Source organism: Flavobacterium esculini, from assembly GCF_048284325.1.
In the GTDB taxonomy this organism is placed as follows: Bacteria; Bacteroidota; Bacteroidia; order Flavobacteriales; family Flavobacteriaceae; genus Flavobacterium.
In genome coordinates, this window is record NZ_JBLVPI010000004.1 from 119,917 (window position 1) to 142,587 (window position 22,671).

Sequence of the window (22,671 nt, forward strand, 5' to 3'; positions counted from 1 at the left end):
TTAAAATTGAATACTTTAATTTATTTTTTGGCTAAAAAATTAGGTTTGATATTTAGCATTAGATAAGCAAATTGTGGGCTAAGATCTGGTGTTGTAACATTTTTAACCGCTGCTGACGCCATTGAATTAGTAGCTTTCATGAAAGAATATCCAGCTTCAATATTGATCATTTTAGTTAAATTGTATCGTACCATTAAGTCAACCTCAGTCCCTAAATAAGAATCTAATTCCCCTCCAGCTCCATTAGACAAGGTGTTTGCTGCTGCAAAACCATGTATATCAGCAAAAAATGTAAGGTTATCTTTTGCGTTGTATTTCATTTTAAAGAAATAGTTCAATAATCCTTGTTTTCCAAAGCCATTCGCAGCATAGAAATAATCCATACTTCCCCAGAATTTGTGTGGTGTTCCGTATAATGGATCAAAAAGATTGCTTTCTGAAGTTGCGGTTACTGCTTTTGTACCGTCTGTTCCTGATAAATAATCAATTCCAGGACCTACAAATAATTTTCTTCCTACTTGCAAAGTTGATGTTACCGAAGCCAAATTAGCACTTATAGATCTGCCGTCTTTGTCCTTACCCCCTTGATGGTACAAGCTTCCTGTAAGATTGAATTTTCTGGTAACATTAGTGTTGAAATAAAATCCTGTAGTATTGCGACTCCAAACTCCTTCTCCATATACTTTGGTAGTTACAGCCGGTGTTCCAGAAGTAACATTCGTATATTTATTAAAATCATCTTTAAAGAATAGAAACGAGATATCACCAAAGGAAAGTTTCTTTCCTATATAAGCATACTGAAATGATTTGTACATGGTACCAATTCCATTTGTACCAGCGCCATAAGCAGTAGGAACTCCATTATAAACTGTCCCGGCATTAAGTTCTTTATTTTGGTTAAATGCAGCTCCAACATCAGCAATCCATCCTTTGTTTGCAAATTTGAAAACAATCGCATCATGTCTTCTTCCTTGTTGTAACCAATCTAAACCTCCTAACACTTTTTGGTCATCATAAGAGATTTCTTGACGTCCTATTTTTAAAGATAAATTTTGAATGGTGCTTATCGTGTCATTCAACATAATCTCTCCCCAAGCTTCATGAAGCATGATCCCGTTATTTGCTTCTGTAGTTGTTCTATTTATGGTAGAAGCATCTTGTCCCCACACGCGCACATCTTGTAACGCCATAAATACTTTAAATCTATACCCTGTAAACCCTATATTTAATCTTGCTCTTTGAGAATTGAATAAAGCTGCTTTGTCTGCCTCTTTTTGCAAAGTCCCTTGTCCTGCTCTAAATTCAGTTCTTTCTCTAATTTGTCCTGTTGCGGTAAATTGTGCTTTTGCTTCATTTTGGCTTAATACGGTTAAGGCGATTCCCAAGAAAAAAGATTTCGAAAGATTTACTCTTGAAATTTTTCTCATATTCAAACCTTGAGTACCTAGTAATGTGCTTTTAAACTTTTGCATAATCTTATGTTTTAATTAGTATGAAGCAAATTTACGTAAGTACTAATACTTAGATGCTATATAAAAAACAGACTGAAATAACTTTTTAGTACTTAAAAAACCGTAATTAAGGTGGTTCAACTCCTGCTTTTTGACAGATAATAGAAACAAAACCAACAATAGCAAGGCTTAGCAGTATTAAACACGTAGTAAAAAATACGTATAGTAAAAATTTATCTGCTAAAAATCATGTCAATCGGCTTTTAAAAACATAAAAAGCGATTATTTATTCGAATAAAAAATTGGGCGATTTTTTGTTTTCCAAAAGGAGACTACCTATTTGAAAGAAGAAGAAAGAGAGAAAAAGGGAGCGATTTATTCTTGTAACTATTTATGTTCTTTAATTTCTGATTTTAATTTGTCGGTATTAACTAATCCTATTTTCTTACCGACAGTTTTAATGAGTAATTCTTTTTTTAAACTTGAAATAACCCGTATCACTTGCTCATCAGTGGTTCCGGCAAAATCAGCAATTTCTTTTCTGGACAAATCAAGCTCTATTACACCATTCATCTGACCGAATTTTCTATGGATATATAGTAAGGTATCAATTACCCTTTCCCTCACATTCATTTGTGCAATTTTACGAATATTATTCTCACTTTTATTCAGCTCTTCCGCATAAAACAGCATTAAATCAAAGGTGAATTCAGGGACATTATGAAGTATTTCCAGCATATCTTCATTACTAAAATTACATAACATAGTATCCTCCAACGCATAAGCACCTATAAGGTAGCGCTTACTGGTACCAAAACCTCTAAAACCGACAGTATCACCATCTTTAGTTAATCTTACGATTTGTTCTCTTCCGTTAATACCTGTTTTTACCGTCTTTACTTTTCCTTTGTAAATAAAGTACAAACCTTGAATTGGCGCGCCTTCAATGATAAATTGCTGTGCTTTTTTACAAGTAAAACTACGTTTTCTGTCAATGTAATTCTTCATTTGTTCTAAATGAATGTGTTTCTTGATAAAACAATTTTCATTTATACAAGTACTACAAGTGGCTAATTCTTCTTTCATACGAAGCTAATATTTGTTTTTTAAAAGAATATGATGTCTCATGGCGATGTCATGGCTAAAATTTAAAATCGTTCACAAAATGATTTGCTACTAAATATTTATTTTACTCAAAAATATAAAATAAAATCCATTTAATACGTATTAATACGTAAAAATACTTATTTTTACACTTTCGTAAGATTGAAACAGATCAATATACTAAGCTTTCATTATTAATAAAGAAATTCAATAATGCAAAATTCAGAAATCAAAACCACGTGTTCCTATTGTGGAGTAGGATGCGGAATTATAGTAACCAATGATTCTAAAAATGGCGTCACCGTTACAGGCGACAAAGACCATCCGGTGAACAGAGGCATGCTTTGTTCGAAAGGGATGAACCTTCATTATGTAGTCAACGATACCTCAGACAGGATTCTTTATCCAGAAATGAGGTGGAGTAAGTCCCATCCTATGGAAAGAGTAAGCTGGGATACCGCTTTGGATCGTGCAGCAGCAGTCTTTTCGTCCATAATAAAAAAACATGGTCCTGACAGTGTTGGATTCTATATTTCTGGTCAATGTCTTACGGAAGAATATTATTTGGTAAACAAACTTGTAAAAGGATTTCTGAAAACCAATAATATCGATACCAACTCCCGTTTGTGCATGAGTTCAGCGGTGGCAGGGTACAAAAAAACATTTGGAGAAGATTCTGTACCAATCGCTTACGACGATATTGAACTGGCAGATACCTTTTTGATAACAGGAGCCAATCCTGCCTGGTGTCACCCTATTCTTTTTAGAAGAATCGAACAACACAAGGAAAAAAATCCGAAAACAAAAATCATTGTAATCGATCCTCGAAGAACGGACTCGGCAATAGCTGCCGATTTGCATTTACAAATCATTCCGGGTACTGACATTATTTTATATCATGCTTTGGCCAAAAGGCTAATCGAAAAAGGATATGCCGACAATGATTTCATTAAAAACCACACTGAAAATTTCAAATTATATAAAGATCTAGTACTGTCTAGCTCATTAGAGAAAGCATCTAAACTTTGTGGCGTTCCCTTGAATGACATCAAATTAGCGGCTGACATCATTGGTAAAGCCAAAGGATTTCTTTCGCTTTGGGCAATGGGACTCAATCAAAGTGCTATCGGCGTAGACAAAAATACGGCTTTACTTAACCTTTCTTTATTAACAGGACATATAGGAAAACCAGGTTCTGGACCTTTTTCACTGACTGGACAACCAAATGCCATGGGTGGTCGTGAAGTAGGCGGAATGGCAAATTTACTTGCTGTACATAAAGAACTAAATAATCCGGTACATCGTAAAGAGGTAGCAGATTTTTGGGGAGTGGATGGCATATCCGAAAAACCGGGATTAACGGCGACTGAGATGTTTGATGCTTTAGAATCTGGAAAAATGAAAGCGATTTGGGTTATTTGTACCAATCCTATGGTAAGTTTACCTGACTCCCGCAGAGTGGAAAAAGCGCTGGCTAATGCCAAATTTGTGGTCGTTCAAGATATTTCCCATAATGCAGATACGTCAAAATTTGCCGATTTATTATTGCCTGCAGCAGGTTGGTTAGAGAAAGAAGGAACCATGACCAATTCTGAAAGACGAATTTCTTATTTGCCGAAAGGTATCAATGCACCGGGAGAAGCATTACCCGATGTGGAAATTCTGACTCGTTTTGCTAAAAAAATGAATTTCACCGGTTTCAATTTCAACAGTACCGAAGATATTTATAAGGAACACTGTCTAATGACAAAAAATACCAACATAGATATTTCCTTTTTAAATTACAACCGTCTAAAAAATGAAGGTACTTTTCAATGGCCTGTTCCTGATTATGGACATCCTGGAACACCCCGTTTATTTACCGATAAAAAATTCTATACGCCTTCACAAAAAGCGATTTTTAATATCCCTACGGCTATTGAAAATACTTCGGAACAACCTAATGATACCTTTCCGTTCATTCTTACTACGGGCCGCATAAGAGACCAATGGCACACAATGACTAAAACGGGTAAAGTAGCTCGATTGATGACGCATATTCCGAGTCCTGTGCTTGAAATAAATCCTATTGATGCCTATAAAGCATCCATAAATAATGGAGATATTGTGGTAGTGACCAGTAAGAATGGAACTGTTCGTGTAAAAGCCAAAGTTGCTGATACCATTAGAGAAGGAGTACTATTCTTGCCGATGCACTGGGGAAAACAGTTGGAAAATGACTTGAACAGAACCAATAATTTGACTAATACTCTTGTAGATCCTGTATCGAAAGAGCCTGACTTTAAATTCACAACTGTCTCGGTTGCCAAATATATAAAACCTTTCGAGAAAATCGCAGTTGTAGGTGCTGGTGCTGCTGCTTTTCGATTCATTCAAAACTACAGGGAAATCAATACTTCTGATGAAATTATTGTTTTTTCAAATGAGGAAAATCCATTTTACAACAGGGTTTTACTACCGGAATACGTAACGGCGGAACTTTCTTGGGAACAGCTTTTGAAAATAAAAGATGAAGCTTTAAGTAAGCTAAATATCACTATGAAATCAGGTGTTTCAATTGATAACATCAATACCAAAGAAAATATAATTCTAGATAGTGACGGTATCACCCATACTTTTGATTCCTTAATATTAGCAACCGGAAGCCGACCTTTTATTCCTGAAAATGCACAATTGCATTTGCCTGGACGATTCACAATCAGAAAAAAAGAAGATGCAGACCGATTAAAAAACTATCTGGATAACACTAATTTAGTTGCAGAAGAGCAACATGTAGTTATCGTAGGTGGTGGATTATTAGGATTAGAATTGGCCGCAGCCTTAAAACATAAAAAAGTAAAAATTACAATAATTCAAAGGGCTTCCCGATTAATGGAACGTCAATTGGACCGAATTTCGAGTAAATTACTTGCCGAAGAAGTACAACTTCGTGACATTCAAATTTATTTTGATAATGAAGTCAGCACCGTATTCGAAACAGAGAATCCAAATGAAATAGAAATCGCACTGAAAAGTGGTCGAATTATAACTGCAAATGCTATCGTTTACACCATTGGTACTATTCCAAATATAGAATTAGCCAAAGAATCAGGAATATCCTGCGGACGTGGTGTAAAAGTAAATCAATATTTACAATCGTCGAATCCAAATGTATTTGCCATTGGTGAAATCGCTGAATTCAACAACCAATTATTCGGAATTACTTCGGCAGCTGAAGAACAAGCAGACGTTTTAGCCAATTATATGGCCGGTGATATCAGCAGTTTTTATAAAGGTTCCGTTTTGATGAATATCTTGAAACTGGAAGATATTAATTTATGTAGTATTGGTGAAATAGAAATCCCAGATAATGACGATTCTTACGAAGAAATTGTGTTTGCTGATTTAGGAAAAAGATACTATAAAAAATGTATCGTCAAAAACGACTTGTTAATAGGTGCTATTTTGATGGGGGATAAAAATGAGTTTGCCGAATTCAAAACGATGATTGAAAGCAAAATCGAATTATCTGACAAAAGAAACACGTTGCTTAGAGGAAGTTCAAATACTAAACCGGTAATAGGAAAATTAGTTTGTTCTTGCAGTCAAGTAGGAAGCGGAAATATTGAAGAAGCCATAAAAAGTGGCGTGACTAACTTTACCGAATTATGCAGAACCACAGGTGCTGGATTAGGTTGTGGAAGTTGCAAAACCGAAGTAAAAGAAATCTTATCAAAATGTAAATAATTGTTAGCAGTATATCGTAATCAGTTAACCACTGTAAACTCAAAACTGTAAACTGAACACTAAAAAATATGGAATTGACAAGACTAATAGTAAAAGGAGGCGTGATTTCACCAGGTGAATTACGAGTAATTGTAAATATGGCTTTGGAACAAGGACTGGATGCAATCTCCTTTGGTTCTCGACAAGATATTATATTTCCTAAAGGTTTTACTCCTATTGAGAAAGAAAAAACAGGGAAGAACTATTTTGTTTATCCCAATGAAAAAAGCGGAAACAACATTGTTTCTTCCTATGTATCCACCGATATTTTTAGAAATACACCTTGGCTTACGGGAAATAAGTTTTTATATATTTTAGAGCAATTTAAAGAGCAACCCAAGCTAAAAGTAAACATCACCGATCCAAAACAACAGTTAGTTCCTTTATTTACAGGACACATCAACTTTATTGCTTCGGACCATGAAGATTATTGGTTTCTATATATCCGTTTGCCAAAATGGGATAAGATGGAAATGTATCCCGTACTGATTTACAGTTGGAATATCTCCGAAATATATTATGCCATTGAAAAAATACTCGAAGAAGAACCAGATTCTGTGGACATGATTTTTCAATTGGTCAGCGATGCTTTGGACACTAATAACAGAACCATTGACAAACCGTTAAACATTCCTTTCTATCCATTTCCTTATTATGAAGGAATGAATCGATTGGGAATTGATCAGTATTGGTTGGGATTGTATTGGAGAAATAACCTCTATGATTTAGAGTTTTTGAAAGAAATGTGCGACTTATGTTTTGATTGCAAAATTGGTAAAATATGTATCACACCATGGAAATCCTTTATCGTAAAAGGGATTCCAAAAGATAGAAAATTAGATTGGGAAAAATTCTTGGGCAAAAAAGGAATTAACGTTCGCCACTCGCTGCTGGAACTTAACTGGCACTTGCCTGTTGCGATGGAATGGGCTTTAAACCTTAAAACTTTTCTGGTTCGAACGCTGGATCAGTTTGATATCAGTACGTATGGACTCACTTTTGGATTATCAGAATACAATCGGGATGGACATTATTTCACTTCGATTGTAGTCGAAAAAAATGAATTGCCAAAAGACTTAGAATCCATCAAAATCAGAGATACGTATAATGTTTTGTACGCCAAAAATTTTGATCCAAATACCAAAGAATATATTGTTCATGCGCAAGATGTAGACAAACTGGAGCTTCCAACCATTTTGATTGAATTGAGTAGAAAATATTTTGAAGATTTAGGAAATCAAATTGTTGAAGTAAATAAAACTGCCACGAAAAAAGAAAACGCAGCACAAGATATTCATCAATGCCCGGAATGTTTGACTTTATACAACTCAGAATACGGTGATGTTAGTCAAGGAATTGAAAAAGGGGTTTTATTTAAAGATTTACCCGAAGACTATTGCTGTTCTTTGTGTGAATCTCCAAAAATAAATTTTATAGTATTAACTGGAGAGAAACTGGACACTTTATCATAATCTCAAGAAAAAATTAGCCACGAATTACACTAATTAGTATTAATTATTTTAAATTATAAAGACTTAGTACTAATTAGTGTAATCCATGGCTAAAAAACAACTCAAAAACTCTTATTAGTATCAAAAAAACTACAATATGAATACTACTTTCAAAACGGTAAGTTCCTCTCACATAACAATTTCTGAATTAATGCTGCCTTCACACACTAATTTTAGTGGCAAAATACATGGAGGGTATATATTATCATTACTCGATCAAATTGCTTTTGCCTGTGCTTCAAAGTTTTCCGGTAATTATTGCGTAACGGCTTCTGTAGATACAGTAAATTTCTTAAAACCAATTGAGGTGGGTGAATTGGTAACGATGAAAGCCAGCGTCAATTATGTGGGAACCAGTTCTATGATTATTGGTATTCGTGTGGAATCAGAAAACATTCAAACTGGAACCGTCAATCATTGTAATTCATCCTATTTTACGATGGTTTCCAAAGACAAAGAGGGAAAAAATGCAGCCGTTCCCGGATTAATCCTTACGAATCTAAAAGAAGTGAGTCGGTTCCAAAACTGTGTAAAACAAATTGCTTTGAAAAAAGAAAGAGAATATCAAAAGAGCATTTCCACTTTTGGATCTATAGAAACTATTTTGAGTTTAAATCAGTACAATGTTAAGGTGGAGTTGCAGTAATTATTAAATGGAGGGCTAAAATTAAGAAACATTCCCTTGACTCTAGCCGTTTGCAAATTATGAAACGAGTATTTTCTGCTTTACGTAATGTTTTTTATTACGTTAATTCCACTAGAACCAATCTACTATTAGATATAGTAATATACGCTACATTATGGCGTATACCTACCCTAATTAGAAAAGCATACGCCATAAAACAGCTTTTTGGTTTCGCTAATTAATGACATTATTTCTTAGAACGAGCCAAATACCCCATTATCAAAACCATAAGAATCTAGGCTTGGTATCCAGATGCTCTAATCCCTTTTTAATTAACCATTTTTCATGAGTTGACTGCATAACGGATTTTAGAAAAGAACTATAGTTTTTATCTATTAAAAACAAACATCAACACTGATTTTTATATGTAAATTCGTTATTTAAAAAATAAAAAACAATTACAATATGGAAAATAACACAAACCCAACTACTGCAAACTCCTACAATGTGAACAGTGAAAGCAAATGCCCGTTTAATCATGGTGCAAGTGCTGGTACTCCTGCCAAGCAAGGTGCTGGTTCTAGCCCTGTAAATCGTGACTGGTGGCCAAATCAATTGAAATTAAACATCTTACGTCAACACGGTGCACCGTCTAACCCAATGGGGGAAACGTTCAACTATGCGGAAGAGTTCAAGTCTTTGGATTTTGCTGCCTTGAAGCAAGACATCATGGAATTAATGACTACTTCACAAGACTGGTGGCCAGCCGATTTTGGTTTTTATGGAGGTCTATTCATTAGAATGGCTTGGCACAGTGCGGGTACGTATCGTATTGCAGACGGACGTGGTGGTTCTGGAGCTGGAACGCAACGTTTCGCACCGCTAAACAGTTGGCCAGACAATGCTAACTTAGATAAGGCGCGTTTGTTACTATGGCCTATCAAACAAAAATATGGCAGAAAAATTTCTTGGGCTGATTTATTGATTTTAACGGGTAACTGTGCTTTGGAATCGGCAGGTTTTGAGACTTTTGGTTTCGCTGGAGGACGTGAAGATGTATGGGAACCAAATGAAGATATCTATTGGGGTTCTGAGCGCGAGTGGTTAGGAGACAATCGTTACAATGGAGAACGTGAATTAGAACAACCTCTTGCTGCTGTTCAAATGGGATTAATTTATGTAAATCCTGAAGGACCTAACGGAAACCCAGATCCAATATTAGCAGCGCATGATATTCGTGAAACTTTTGCCCGTATGGCAATGAATGACGAAGAAACTGTTGCATTAAGCGCCGGCGGACACACATTGGGTAAAACCCATGGTGCTGCAGATCCAGAGAAATATGTTAGTGCTGAACCAGCAGGAGCAAGTATTGAAGAACAAAGTCAAGGTTGGAAAAATAGTTTTGGTACTGGTAATGGTGGAGATACAATTACTAGTGGTCTAGAAGGAGCATGGACTACAACTCCATCTAAATGGAGTAATAATTATTTCGAAAATTTATTTGGATTCGAATGGGAATTAACTAAAAGTCCGGCAGGTGCGCACCAATGGAGACCAAAAGATGGTGCAGGAGCTGGTTTAGTGCCTGATGCACATGATCCTTCAAAAAGTCACCAACCGTTTATGCTGACTACAGACCTTTCACTGCGATTTGACCCTGCTTATGAAAAAATATCAAGACGTTTTCTAGAGAATCCAGCCGAATTTAATAATGCATTTGCTAGAGCATGGTTCAAGCTTACGCACCGCGATATGGGCCCAAAAACACGCTATTTAGGACCCGAAGTTCCAGCGGAAGAATTAATCTGGCAAGATCCTATCCCAGTCAACACACATCAATTAATTGATAATCAAGATATAGATTCTCTAAAAGAAACCATTTTGGCTTCAGGAATATCAGTTTCTCAATTGGTATCTACTGCATGGGCTTCTGCATCAACGTTCCGTGGTTCTGATAAACGTGGTGGTGCTAACGGTGCTCGCATTCGTCTAGAGCCTCAAAAAAATTGGAAAGTAAATAATCCTTCCCAATTAGAACAAGTTTTAGAAACACTTGAAAAAATTAAAAAAGAATTCAACAGCGCTAATTTTGGTGGTAAGCAAGTTTCAATTGCTGATTTAATAGTTTTAGGTGGTAATGCAGGAATTGAGCAAGCAGCAAAAAATGCTAATCATGATGTGAGCGTCCCTTTTAGTCCAGGAAGAACAGATGCTTTACAAGAACAAACAGATGTAGCTTCATTTGCAGTTCTTGAGCCTCAAGCAGATGGTTTCCGTAATTATGTTAAGACAAAATATACGGTTTCAGCCGAGGAACTGCTTATTGACAAAGCACAATTATTAACACTATCTGTACCGGAAATGACGGCTCTTGTTGGTGGTATGCGTGTACTGAATACGAACTTTGATCAGTCTCAAACTGGAGTTTTTACAAAACGCCCAGAGGCTTTAACGAACGATTTCTTTGTAAACTTACTTGACTTAGGTACAACTTGGAAAGCAGTTTCAGAATCTGACGATGCTTTTGTAGGTACGGATCGTAAAACCGGTGCAATCAAATGGGTTGGAACGCGTGTGGATCTTATTTTTGGTTCAAACTCAGAGTTAAGAGCCATCGCTGAAGTTTATGGATGTGTCGATTCTCAAGAAAAATTTGTGAAAGACTTTATTGCAGCGTGGACTAAGGTAATGAACCTTGACCGCTTCGACTTGGCCTAATTACAGCCTTATATTATAGTACTAAGGTGGTCTTAACGGACCACCTTTTTTTCATTTAATCTGCTTTTTTCTATTTTACCAACGTAGATTAGGTATTAGTAGTATGCCTTACCTAGGGATTATAAAATGATCCCCTATAAATAATCCTGCCGGATGTGTGTAAAAACATCAACTACCTGTCCTGCCTCAATAATTTCAATAGAATGTTCCATATTGTCAGGAATCGAATAAGTATCGCCTTCAGATAATAAAAATTCTTCTCCTGAAAATTTTAATTTGTATTTCCCGGAAATCACATAACCGCTCTGTTCGTTAGGGTGTTGATGAAAAGGAACAAAATCAGTTGACTTGTACAGCATTTTTGTAACCATAGAATCTTTACCAATGGAAAGAACGACAAAATCAACTTCTAAAAATTGTTTTGGGATTACGTTTTCTTTTTTTTACTATATTTTCATATTCTTTAAATTTGATTGTTTAAGTTTAATTCCATTTGGATATTACAGCGCTTGTAAGGCGTGGCTTGTCCTACTACTTTCTGGAAACCTAATTTCTGATACAGGTTGATGGCAGGTTTCAAAATGGTATTGCTTTCCAGATATAATTTGGAAGCACCCAATTTCCTTGCAGCATCCACAACTGCCTGACCAAGCAAACCTCCAATGTTTTTTCCCTGTGCATTTGGAGATACCGCCATTTTTGCCATTTCGAAATCATAGCTGGTATCATTCATTTTAATGAGTGCGCAAACTCCAACGGGTTCATTATTGTATAACGCAATGAAAATCTTCCCGCCTTTGTCCAGAATGTATTCTTTTGGATTATCCAATGCTTTGTAATCGGCTTCTTCCATTTCAAAGTAAGTGGAAATCCATTCTTCGTTCAGCGATTTAAAAGCGGACTGATATTGTGGGGAATATTCAACTATCTGGACGTCTTTACACTCACGCAGTTTCTTTTGTTCCTGTACTCGTCTGAACAAGGACTTTTGTTCCAATAAAAATTCCCATTCTTCAATTGCTTCCCAAAGGTTGTGTGTGGCTTCGGCTATAATGCCTTCAATGGCAGCATCTACATCGGTACATTGCACCTTTATTTTTTCCGAAAGCATTGTTCCTTTTGGGCTTAACCCTACTAGAGTCCTACGTTTATCCTTTGATTTCAGGTTCTCCTGGACCAATCCTGAAACCGTCATTTCCTGAATTATTTTAGTAACTGATGGTTGGGAATGCCCTATTTCGTTAGCGATTTCGGTAATGGTCTTTTCACCCTCTTCTGAAAGGACAAAGAACACAGGAAACCATTTTGGCGAAAACTCCACCTGGTATAATTCATAAATTTGGGCTGCATTTTCGGTTACTGTAGCGGTTAATAATCGCAACCGACTACCCAAAGCCATTTTTCCTGTTTTTTCGAATAATTTCATATTTTATAATTAATTACATAACTAGTTATGTAAATATAAAAAATAATATTTCACCTCCAAACTTATTTTTAAATTGGTGAAGCAAAACGAATGGAGTTTTAAAGAACGAATCCTCCTGCTGTTCGCTGTATCTCTTCGCTACGCTACGAGGATGCCGCTTCCATCAGGGCTAAAAATCACGAACTTTTTTCATAATACCGTTCCACAATCAGGTTCTTGCGAGGAACGAACACATTTAAATAGACCTCTCAAAAGTAAGAACTAAACTTGTCAACCAATTTTAGGACGACACATAAAAAAACAAAAATACTATCCATTTAGATTTAAAATTAAAAGAGGATGTATTAGATTTGCTTTGATATGGATCATATTTGCGAAACTAAATAATTCACAAACGATGATGCGTAAAATATAAGCAAGCTGGAGCCTCTTATAAAGACCACAATTGCTCAAATTTCGTCAGATAAAAACAATAATAACCATTATAGAAATAAAGAATATGAACTATCGCAGACTGGGTAAAACAGATTTTGAAATCTCCGAAATATCACTTGGTACTTGGCAAGTGGGAGGAAAATGGGGTTCTCCTTTTAATGATAAAACTGCAGACGAGCTAATAAATACCGCCATCGATAACGGCGTGAATTTTATTGATACCGCCGATGTTTACGAAAATGGATTGAGCGAAACCGCCGTAGGCAGAGTAGTTCGTTCCCGTTCAGAACGAATTTATGTCGCGACCAAATGTGGCCGACATATCAACCCGCATGTCAATGAAGGCTACCAACCGAAAGTATTACAAAAATTCGTAGAAGACAGTCTTAGAAGAACCGGATTAGAAACACTGGATTTGATACAATTGCATTGCCCTCCGACCGAAGTATTTTACCGTCCGGAAATCTTTGAAATGTTTGATCGTTTGAAAGAGCAGGGGAAAATTTTAAATCTTGGCGTTAGTGTCGAAAAAGTGGAAGAAGGGCTAAAAGCTATTGAATTCCCAAATGTAACAACGGTTCAGATTATTTTCAACCTTTTCCGTCAGCGTCCATCCGAATTATTTTTCAAAGAAGCACTAAAGCACGATGTAGGCATCATAGCAAGAGTTCCTTTAGCTAGCGGATTGCTAACAGGAAAATTTAATGCTAAAACAACTTTTGATGCTCAAGATCACCGTAATTTTAATCGGAATGGCGAAGCTTTTGACAAAGGCGAAACATTCTCTGGGATTAATTATGAACTAGGCTTAAAAGCAGTCGAAGAATTGAAAGCTTTATTTCCAGAAGCAACAAATTTAGCTCCTATTGCTTTACAGTGGATTTTGAATTTTGACGAAGTGAGCTGCATTATTCCTGGCGCATCAAACGAAAGTCATGTATTGTCCAATTTATCGGTTTACAATTTGCCTAAATTAACTTATGAAAAAATTGCAGCGATGAATGAAATTTATGAGCGTTATATCAAACCTGAAGTACATCAGCTTTGGTAATGTATTTTGTAAATTTATCAAATAAAAAAAGGCTCGATTTAATTGTAAATCGAGCCTTTTTCAATACATTAGATTCTGTTACGACTTATTTCAAGTACCATTCAGTCCCATTTTTAGACTTTGGACTTAATATATTCTTAACCGTATATCTTTTGGCCTCTGATTTTTTTAACTGATGTGACCAAGCTACTCTTTCATTAGGTTTAAATCCAGCACCCTTGCATTTGAATTCAGCAAAAAAAGTAGTTCTTTCATTTTCTTTATTCGACCAATTGTCCCAACCTTCGGGAGCAATTTGGCTTGGTAATTCACAACGAATAAAAACTGATTTTGCCCATGCGCGCCAAGGTCTTCCCAAATATTCTCTGGTAACCTCATCTCCTACGGTAACTTTACAATCCAAGAAGACAAATCCAAACTCTTTACCCATAGTAGTGTTGGGAGCGGTTATATATGAATTTGATTTGCATAAAATTTCACAATTCTGAAACACAGCCGTTGCCGGTCCAAAGATAAAATCGGTGGTTCCTTCGATAAAGCAATTCACAAAATACTGTCTGGACGTTTCACCTCCCAAAAACACGGTATCCTGATTCCCCAGAAACTTGCAGTTTTTAAAAACAGCTTCATCCGCATCCACATACAAAGCTACCGCTTGACCTACTCTTCCTGCCGAATTTTGGAAGGTGATATTCTCCGCTACAAAACGATTCCCAGATATTTTAGCTGTATACGAATTGAATGTATTTAATTTACCTTTTCCCGAATAATCATCGAAATTAATAATGGTTTTATCTACATTTTCGCCTACAAATCGAACATCGGTTTTATTTTCGAATAATTCTATCTTTTCATTATAGACCCCATTTTTAATATACAAGGTAATCGGTGCCAAGGTAAAAACCCGCATCACATTGATAGCCTCCTGAATAGTGGCATAATCACCGCTGCCGTCCTTAGCCACCGTATAGACATATTTGTATTTATCTGGATTAGCCGTTTGCGAAAAAATGTTGCTTGAAATTAATAAAAAAAGACATACAACCTTATAACCGTTTGCTCTAAGCATCATTCTAATAGTATTAATTGAAAATTGTTTTTAAAAAATCATTAATGTAATTTACCGTAGGGTCAAACCAAGGATCAAACAAACAAAATGAATGCGGAGATCCTTCAAATGTATGAACTTCAGAATAAATTTTATTCTCGTTCAATACTTTAATATAATCTTCCCTTCCAGCATGCATCCAAGGCACAGAACTGTTAATAAAAAGTGTCGGAGGTGTTTTAGCACTTACATAACTTAAAGGTGATGCTGCTTCCCATAGTTTAGAATTTTCCTTTTTTGAATATCCAAACCAATGAGTTCCCGCTGAAATTCTTTTACTATCATCTCCTTCCCGACCATCTTGATGAACAAAAGACAAAGTTCCATCAATATCTACCACTGCATTTACGCGGGATTGTATGTCCGTATTACAATTTGTCCCCTCAAATAAGGGCATATTTCCTGTGGTTCCCATAAAAGAAGCCATTTCCCCTCCAGCAGAAAAACCTAAAATAGTGATTCTGTTTGTATCAAAATTATACTTTGAAGCATTTTTTCTCACCCATCTGATGGCTGATTTTACATCATAAATTGCGGCAGGAAAAAGAGCTTCCGTTGAAAGCCGATACTCTGGTGTAAAACAGACATAGCCTAAACGGGCCAGTTTTTGGGCTAATGGATAATGTTGTGATCGGCTACCCGATCTCCAACCTCCTCCGTGGATTATTATAATGGCAGTTTTTAACGGCTTCTCTTTTTCAATGTTATAAAAAACATCTAGTTTTAACTTTCTTTCACCAACTTTACAATACGTAACATTCCTTTTTTCCTTAACCGATTCAAAACGAAATTCCTTAACAATCTTAATATAAGGATAGTCAACTTTAGTTTTTTCATACGCACTATTAGTGGCATAAGAGGTATCACGAATTGCCGTGATACCTCCTAAAGATTGAGAACTAACGCTACCAACCACTAACAAACTACACATGATAAAAAAAAAATGTTTTGAATTCCATAGCAATGATTTTCTACTATAGAAATCCCAAAATTTTATTAGCATAACTTAGATTTTAGTATTTTTTATCTTAATCTACCAACCCGTATTCTGAATAAACTCATCCTTATTGGTTATTCTATCTAAATTGGATTGTGGTATTGGTCGTAACAAGTGTTTCTCTTGAATATTCGCTGCTGCATTTGGATTATATGCCTTAACGTATTCTAATAATTTCCCTGTTCTCTTCAAATCAAACCAACGCAATAATTCACCTCCAAGTTCTCTGGCACGTTCCTCTAAAATAAAATCAATACTCAAATCCGATGCACTAATCTGCATTAGACTCTCTTTGCCTGGCACCGCACGTTTAGTTCTTAGTACATTTATATAACTTGCCGCATCCGTTCCATGATTCAATTTCATTTCGGCTTCACCAACGATTAAATACATTTCTGCTATTCTGATTACAAATGCATCTCGCTTACTTCTAAATTCAAAGATTGCAGATCTGTCAGTAGTACTATTGTGCTTGTGCATTTCTATAAAATTCCTAACATCAACCAAAGATTGATCTGGTTTGTAAAGATCATTTATATCTTTCAATTCATATTTTGTAGCCTTACTTGCTTTGAAAGAACTTGATAAAACGGTATGACTCCAGTAAACCGCAGTATCTCCAGCTATCATATTCGTATAAATTCCTTTGTTTCCTCCATTTTGTTTCCAAACCTCTTTGAAAGTCCCTTTGTATCTTTGATCAATATTTGAATTGAATAATTGCAAGTAACGTTTCGTTGGCGCATACCGTTGAAAACCAATACTATTTGGAATATCCAATATCATGCCTGCATGAAAATCATAGCGTGGCGTAAACATTAAATGCAATTGATTTCCACCTTCTCGACGAAAAGCGTTCGCGGCACTATTCCCGTCAAATGAATCATCGGCAGTATTCAATAGATTGTTAGCTGAATAGTTAACGTAGAAAATAACTTCTGAATTAGTGGACCCTTCACTGTTATTGATATCCCATAATGCAGTATAATCACTAAACAATTTAAAGTTATAATCAGTAATTACTTTTTTTGCTAATAAAGAAGCCTCGGCATTCATCCCTCTTGTAAGCAACATCCGAGCTTTAAACGCTTCGGCAGCAGGTTTAGTCACTCTTCCACCATCAGGAACAGTATAGCCATTAAGATTCGTTATGGCTAAATCAAGATCTGAAAATATCAATTTGTAAAATTCCTCCACCGATGTTCTGGTAGAAGTAGTTACAACTCCCACGGTTGGTTTAGTAGATAAATCTACCCCTCCCCACATTTCAACAATCTTCCAATTGTACATCGCTCTAAGAAAGTAAACCTCACCTAATCTTCTTTTTTTGAGTTCCTCAGATAATGGTGATGCCGGTATTTTTTCGATAGCGGTATTACAATAGTTAATGGCAGCATAAAAGCGACTCCAATATACTTCTACAACTGGACTTTGGCTATTGAAACTTGAATTCTGCTCTCCAATTTCAGGATGATGTGTATCACCTCCTTTTAAAAACAAATCAGTTGCTAATTCAGATAATGTTGCTCCACCTTCTTTTCCGTACCAAAAACGAAGTGGTGTGTACGCACTATTAACCAATGCTTCTATACCTGTCGTTGTTGAATAAAAACTATCGGCAGTTAAGCCACTTTTATTAGTCTCTTCCAGAAAGTCCTTTTGACAGGAAACCATACCAATGACCATGAGAGTCATTAGAATGAAAGTTATTTTTTTCATAATATTTATGTTTATGTTTAAATAAAATTTGTTTGTATTAAAAATAAAACCAAGCCGTTACCTATTAAAAAAGACAGCTTTAGCAAAAGAAAATTTTTAAAAATTAACATTCATTCCAAAAATCAACTGCTTTGTCATTGGAAATGATATACTCCCTCCTCTTTCAGGATCATATGGTTTTAACTTACTAAAAGTAAAGTAGTTTAATAAAGAACTATAAAATCTAATGTTCTCGATTTTAAGTTTTTCAATTTTTGAACCTTTTAAAGTATAATCGAATGTTATATTTTTAATTTTTACAAATGACCCATCCGCATAATATAATGTACTCATATAAGTACTGTTTTGATTCTTATTTATATCTGGACGAGGATGTGAGTTAGTAGGATTTTCCGGAGTCCAATAATCTACTACAGGCCCGTTTTCTCTACCATCAATTTTATAATTTCCACTTGCTTCATTTCTTATCGTCTGTCCTTTTCTACCTAGCAAAAACACAGATAATTTAAAGTTCTTATAAGAAAATTCGTTACTCAACCCAAAATTAAAATCGGGACGCGGCGTACCTACAACAACACGATCGTCAGTTGCAGTTATCTTCCCATCATTATTTTGATCTTTTACTTTAATATCTCCTGGAATCTGTCCAAATTGAGCTGCCTGAGTTTCTTCTCCTAATTGCCAAATACCAACTTTTTGATAATCATAATATATTTGAGTAGGCTGTCCTACAATCCATCCATTTCCTAAATCTCTATCTGAACCACTTGACAAAGCCACAATTTTTTCCTTGTTTTGTGAAAAGTTAAATCCGGATGACCATTGAAAACCTCCAGCAGTTTTATTGACGATATTGGCTGTGTTTAATTCTATTTCCAATCCTTTGTTTTCTGTTTTTCCTATATTCTCAAATACACTTGAAAAACCAGACGTTTGCGGAAGAACTCGTTGTAATAACAGATCACTGGTTTTACTTATATAGTAATTCAAAGTACCACTGATTCTATTTTCGAAAAGACCGAAGTCAAGACCAAAATTGGTAGTCGCAGTAGTTTCCCAAGAAAGGTCAGGATTTTGAATGTCTTTAGGATAATAACCAAAAGCAGCTGTTTCGCCAAAAGAATAAGTAACTTTTCCTAAACCTCCCAATGTTTGATATGGAGATATCGCACTGTTACCCGAAATTCCGTAGCTCGTTCTAAACATTAAATTAGAAACAGCTGTATTTTTTTTCATGAATGATTCATCACTTATTCTCCATCCCAAGGCTGCGGAAGGAAAATAACCCCACTTATGTCCATCGGCCAAAACAGAAGATCCATCAGCTCTCAAACTTGCCGTTAGTAAATAACGACCCCTAAATTTATAATTAACACGCCCAAAATAAGAACTTAGGCTGCTCTCAATAAGATCACTATTCATTGTCAATAAATTTGTATTAGATCCTAAATCATAAAAAGTAGTAGTTTCCGAAGCTTGTTTGAATCCATAAGCTTCTGATGTTTCCGTTTTATTACTGATTACACTATTTCCTAAAAGCATGTCAAAATCATGATTCCCTAAATTTTTAGAATAGGTAAGTATGTTTTCCCAGGTATAGTTTTTTTGACTAGAATTCTCAATTCCTGATTGTGAATCTTTTCCAGTTCTAGTTATAGTGTTACTTCCATAATAATAACCTCTTCGGCTATTTTGAAAATCTAAACCAGCCGAACTTTTGAATCTTAAGTTATCGATTATCTTCCATTCTAAATAGGATGAATTAAATATTCTGCTTGCGGTATAATTATTAACATATCCTCCAGGGATTTCATCTACTAATGGACTGATATTAAAGCTTTGTCCAGCTACCGGATATAGTATAATGTTTCCATTGTCATCATATGGATCCCCAAAAGGATTTATTTTATTTGCTTGATTCAAAGGGTCATATCGGCGATTATTATCCTGATTGGTAAAAAAGAACTTTGAGCCAATCTTAATATTATCTGAAATTTTATGACTGCCACCAACAGATAAATTATAGCGACGTAAATTATCATTTTTGAAAAGACCTTCTTCATCATATAATCCAAGAGACATGCTGAAAGTAGTTTTTACATTTCCTCCGTTTGCATTTAGTTCATAGTTTTTTACTGAACCGGTATTAATTATTTCCCTCATCCAGTCCACATACTGTTTTTTGTTTATTGCCTCAAGTTCTGCAGGGTTAAAAATAACAGCATCATTAGTAATTCCTCGTGTTCTAAATGCCTCTCTTTTAAATTTAATATATTGATCGCCAGTTTGAATATTAGCCAAACCAGCATTATCTTGCTGCCCGTAATAAGTATTAAAAGAGACTTTCGTTTTACCTGCTTTACCACTTTTTGTAGTAATTAAAATAACACCATTTGCTCCACGAGTTCCATAAATAGCAGTGGAAGAGGCATCTTTCAGAACGTCAATTGACGCTATATCCGATGGATTTATACCTTCTGCTGAACCATAAGGGATTCCGTCCACTAAAATCAGAGGAGCATTTGAAGCACTCAAAGATCTATTTCCACGCAACGTAAAACTCAAACCTGATCCGGCTTGTCCATCACTTTTGGTCATATCCATACCGGATATCCTTCCTTGTAAAATTTCTAATGCATTGTTTGTAGGAATCTCAGCAATTTTTTCTGATTTAATAGATGAAACGGCTCCTGTCAAATCTTTTCTCTTTACCGTACCATAGCCTATAAGTACCACTTCATTCAATGTGGCAACATCTTCCAACAAAGTAACATTTAGAGTTGCTCTATTTTTAATGCTAATTTCTTGTGAAATGAAACCAATGTACGAGAATACTAAAACACCATTACTGTCCCCAACTTTAATACTGTATTTACCATCAAAATCGGTTTGGGTACCGGCAGTATTTCCCTTAACAAATACATTCACTCCAGGGAGTGGAACGTTATTTTTATCAGACACTATTCCTCTAACTTCCAAAGCCTGCTCATCTTTAACGATAGCGACTATCGCTTTCGTATTTGTAGAAAGGGCATTCTTTTTTTTGGTTAAAAGAATTTGACGATCGATTGTTTTATATTCCACATCGGTTCCTTTAAATAGCATTTGCAAAACTTCGGATATGTTTTTTTTCTCCACATTCAAAGTAATCTTGCGATCTAAATCAATCTTATCGCTTTCATATAGAAATCTAAATTCTGAGATTGTTTCTATTTTATTAAAAATCTGTCCAACACTTGCGTCTTTAACATTCAACGTAAGTTTTGTGTTTTGCGAATAGGTACTGGCTTGGATTTTTAATAACGAAACTAACAGTAAAATGGTAGTAAGTTTCATCTTTAGGTTAATTTTAGGAAAATATGGACGTGCCACGTTCTTCTTAATTATTTTTTTCATAATTTTGTTTAGTTTTAAATGATTTATTTTCGTACGTCGTTAGAGCCACTTTATAAATCGGAAAATACTGAACTATTTTCCGATTTTTTTTTTAGTGTACTCATTTATAAAAAGTTACACTTTATCTCATAGGCATTAATTAGTTTATTTGGTTATTACTATTTTAGTATCATTTATTTCATAAGTGAACGGTTGAATCTTACTCAATGAAGAAATTACTTCCTCAATCGTTTCTATATTTTTATTAAAGGATGCGTTAATTTTCACTGCATCTAATTCTCTGTTATTGTTCTGAATAGTAACATTATAACTTCGTTCTAATTTTTTTATAATTTCATTGAATGTTGATTTCCTGAAAACAACTTCCCCATTCATCCAATCCGTATAAAGCTTCGTATCCACTTTTTCCAAAGAAATACCTGTACTAGATTTATTCCAAACTCCTTTATATCCTGGAGTAAGGAGCGCTTTTTTATTTGGTTTTTCATCATTGGATAAACTAACTGAACCTTCTACCAATACTGTACTTATCTCTGTATCTTCTTTGTATGACGAAACATTGAACTTTGTTCCTAAAACTTTTACATTCATAGCGTTTGCATTTACAATGAAGGGATGTAATTTATCTTTTCTCACATCAAAATAGGCTTCCCCATCAAGAAAAACCTCTCTATTCATTCCTTTTATGAATTTTACCGGATATTTTAAGACAGTACCTGAATTTAGATATACAACCGTTCCGTCAGATAATTTAACATTAAAAGTTTTGCCATAGGGAATCTTTATTTGATTATATACCAACTTATCTACAGAAGCATTTGAGCTGTATTTTATTTCAGAACCGTTTTGTGAGCCGATTACCTGACCATTATTGGATACAATTTGATTTTCTCCGTTTGCACTAAGAATTTGCACTTCTCCATTATCCAATACAAGCTCAATCTGATTGTTATCCTTTTTAATTTTAGATTCAGCAACATCTTTTTGTTGATAGAGAAAGAAGATTCCAATAACTCCAATAAAAATAGCCGCGTATCTATAAACATTTTTCCATAGTGGCGCAACCGGTTTTCTATGCTGATCTAGATTCTTTTTTAATTCTTCCCAATTTTTCTCAACATCGATTGAATCAATAAATCGTAATGCTTCATTCACTAATCCATTTTTGTATAAAGCATTGATAAGTTCCTGCTCCTCTGGAACCAATTTCTCAAATTCTTTACTATCTATATTTCCTGTAACTTCTATTTCTCGAAGAACCTTAATTACATTTTGGGGGATGTCCATAAAAAATCTTATTTGTTAAATATATGTTATGAAAAAATCAATTTAGGGTGACAGCAATTTTAAGTTTTTTTTAGC

The 22,671-nt window shown here is 35.1% G+C and carries 14 protein-coding genes; 5 read left to right on the plus strand and 9 right to left on the minus strand.

Going from position 1 to position 22,671, the window contains the following annotated elements:
• Positions 1-20: 20 nt before the first annotated feature.
• Together ACNQGG_RS05120 and ACNQGG_RS05125 are read right to left on the minus strand one after the other, a co-directional pair.
• Positions 21-1,472 (minus strand): alginate export family protein, encoded by a 1,452-nt coding sequence (locus ACNQGG_RS05120; RefSeq protein ID WP_417961953.1) that lies wholly within the window; start codon positions 1,470-1,472, stop codon positions 21-23.
• Between the two features lie 366 nt (positions 1,473-1,838).
• Positions 1,839-2,537: a Crp/Fnr family transcriptional regulator gene (locus ACNQGG_RS05125; RefSeq protein ID WP_416858050.1), complete on the minus strand. Its 699-nt coding sequence runs from the start codon at positions 2,535-2,537 to the stop codon at positions 1,839-1,841.
• A gap of 231 nt (positions 2,538-2,768) precedes the next feature.
• Here ACNQGG_RS05125 and ACNQGG_RS05130 point away from each other — a divergent pair, with 231 nt between their 5' ends.
• The 4 genes from ACNQGG_RS05130 to katG all read left to right on the plus strand — a co-directional run bounded on the left by ACNQGG_RS05130 (position 2,769) and on the right by katG (position 11,177).
• Positions 2,769-6,281: a molybdopterin-dependent oxidoreductase gene (locus ACNQGG_RS05130; RefSeq protein WP_417961954.1), complete on the plus strand. Its 3,513-nt coding sequence runs from the start codon at positions 2,769-2,771 to the stop codon at positions 6,279-6,281.
• A gap of 68 nt (positions 6,282-6,349) precedes the next feature.
• Positions 6,350-7,792, plus strand: coding sequence for a rubredoxin (locus ACNQGG_RS05135; RefSeq protein ID WP_417961955.1), 1,443 nt, complete (start codon positions 6,350-6,352; stop codon positions 7,790-7,792).
• Positions 7,793-7,928: 136 nt separating this feature from the next.
• On the plus strand, positions 7,929-8,477 hold the full coding sequence (locus ACNQGG_RS05140) for an acyl-CoA thioesterase (protein WP_417961956.1): 549 nt from the start codon (positions 7,929-7,931) through the stop codon (positions 8,475-8,477).
• A 444-nt stretch (positions 8,478-8,921) separates the two neighbouring features.
• The gene (katG, locus tag ACNQGG_RS05145) at positions 8,922-11,177 is read left to right on the plus strand and encodes a catalase/peroxidase HPI (protein WP_417961957.1); all 2,256 of its coding nucleotides are present in this window, start codon (positions 8,922-8,924) and stop codon (positions 11,175-11,177) included.
• 134 nt (positions 11,178-11,311) lie between these two features.
• On the opposite strand, the gene ACNQGG_RS05150 is transcribed toward katG, so the two are convergent.
• Positions 11,312-11,536, minus strand: a complete 225-nt coding sequence (locus ACNQGG_RS05150) for a cupin domain-containing protein (protein WP_417961958.1) — start codon at positions 11,534-11,536, stop codon at positions 11,312-11,314.
• 104 nt (positions 11,537-11,640) lie between these two features.
• Positions 11,641-12,603, minus strand: coding sequence for a bifunctional helix-turn-helix transcriptional regulator/GNAT family N-acetyltransferase (locus ACNQGG_RS05155; protein ID WP_417961959.1), 963 nt, complete (start codon positions 12,601-12,603; stop codon positions 11,641-11,643).
• A gap of 499 nt (positions 12,604-13,102) precedes the next feature.
• Here ACNQGG_RS05155 and ACNQGG_RS05160 point away from each other — a divergent pair, with 499 nt between their 5' ends.
• Positions 13,103-14,089 carry an aldo/keto reductase gene (locus tag ACNQGG_RS05160; RefSeq protein ID WP_417961960.1) on the plus strand — a complete coding sequence of 329 codons (987 nt, stop codon included), beginning with the start codon at positions 13,103-13,105 and terminating at the stop codon, positions 14,087-14,089.
• Positions 14,090-14,174: 85 nt separating this feature from the next.
• Here ACNQGG_RS05160 and ACNQGG_RS05165 read toward each other — a convergent pair whose 3' ends face one another.
• The 5 genes from ACNQGG_RS05165 to ACNQGG_RS05185 form a co-directional block, all read right to left on the minus strand.
• Positions 14,175-15,161 carry a pectinesterase family protein gene (locus ACNQGG_RS05165; RefSeq protein ID WP_417961961.1) on the minus strand — a complete coding sequence of 329 codons (987 nt, stop codon included), beginning with the start codon at positions 15,159-15,161 and terminating at the stop codon, positions 14,175-14,177.
• 10 nt (positions 15,162-15,171) lie between these two features.
• Positions 15,172-16,200, minus strand: a complete 1,029-nt coding sequence (locus tag ACNQGG_RS05170) for an alpha/beta hydrolase fold domain-containing protein (RefSeq protein ID WP_417961962.1) — start codon at positions 16,198-16,200, stop codon at positions 15,172-15,174.
• Between the two features lie 30 nt (positions 16,201-16,230).
• Positions 16,231-17,913 (minus strand): RagB/SusD family nutrient uptake outer membrane protein, encoded by a 1,683-nt coding sequence (locus ACNQGG_RS05175; protein ID WP_417961963.1) that lies wholly within the window; start codon positions 17,911-17,913, stop codon positions 16,231-16,233.
• A gap of 96 nt (positions 17,914-18,009) precedes the next feature.
• Entirely contained in the window at positions 18,010-21,309 is a 3,300-nt protein-coding gene (locus ACNQGG_RS05180) for a TonB-dependent receptor (RefSeq protein WP_417961964.1), read from the minus strand.
• A 144-nt stretch (positions 21,310-21,453) separates the two neighbouring features.
• Complete coding sequence (locus ACNQGG_RS05185) at positions 21,454-22,596, minus strand: FecR family protein (protein WP_417961965.1); 1,143 nt, start codon at positions 22,594-22,596, stop codon at positions 21,454-21,456.
• Between the last annotated feature and the right edge of the window lie 75 nt (positions 22,597-22,671).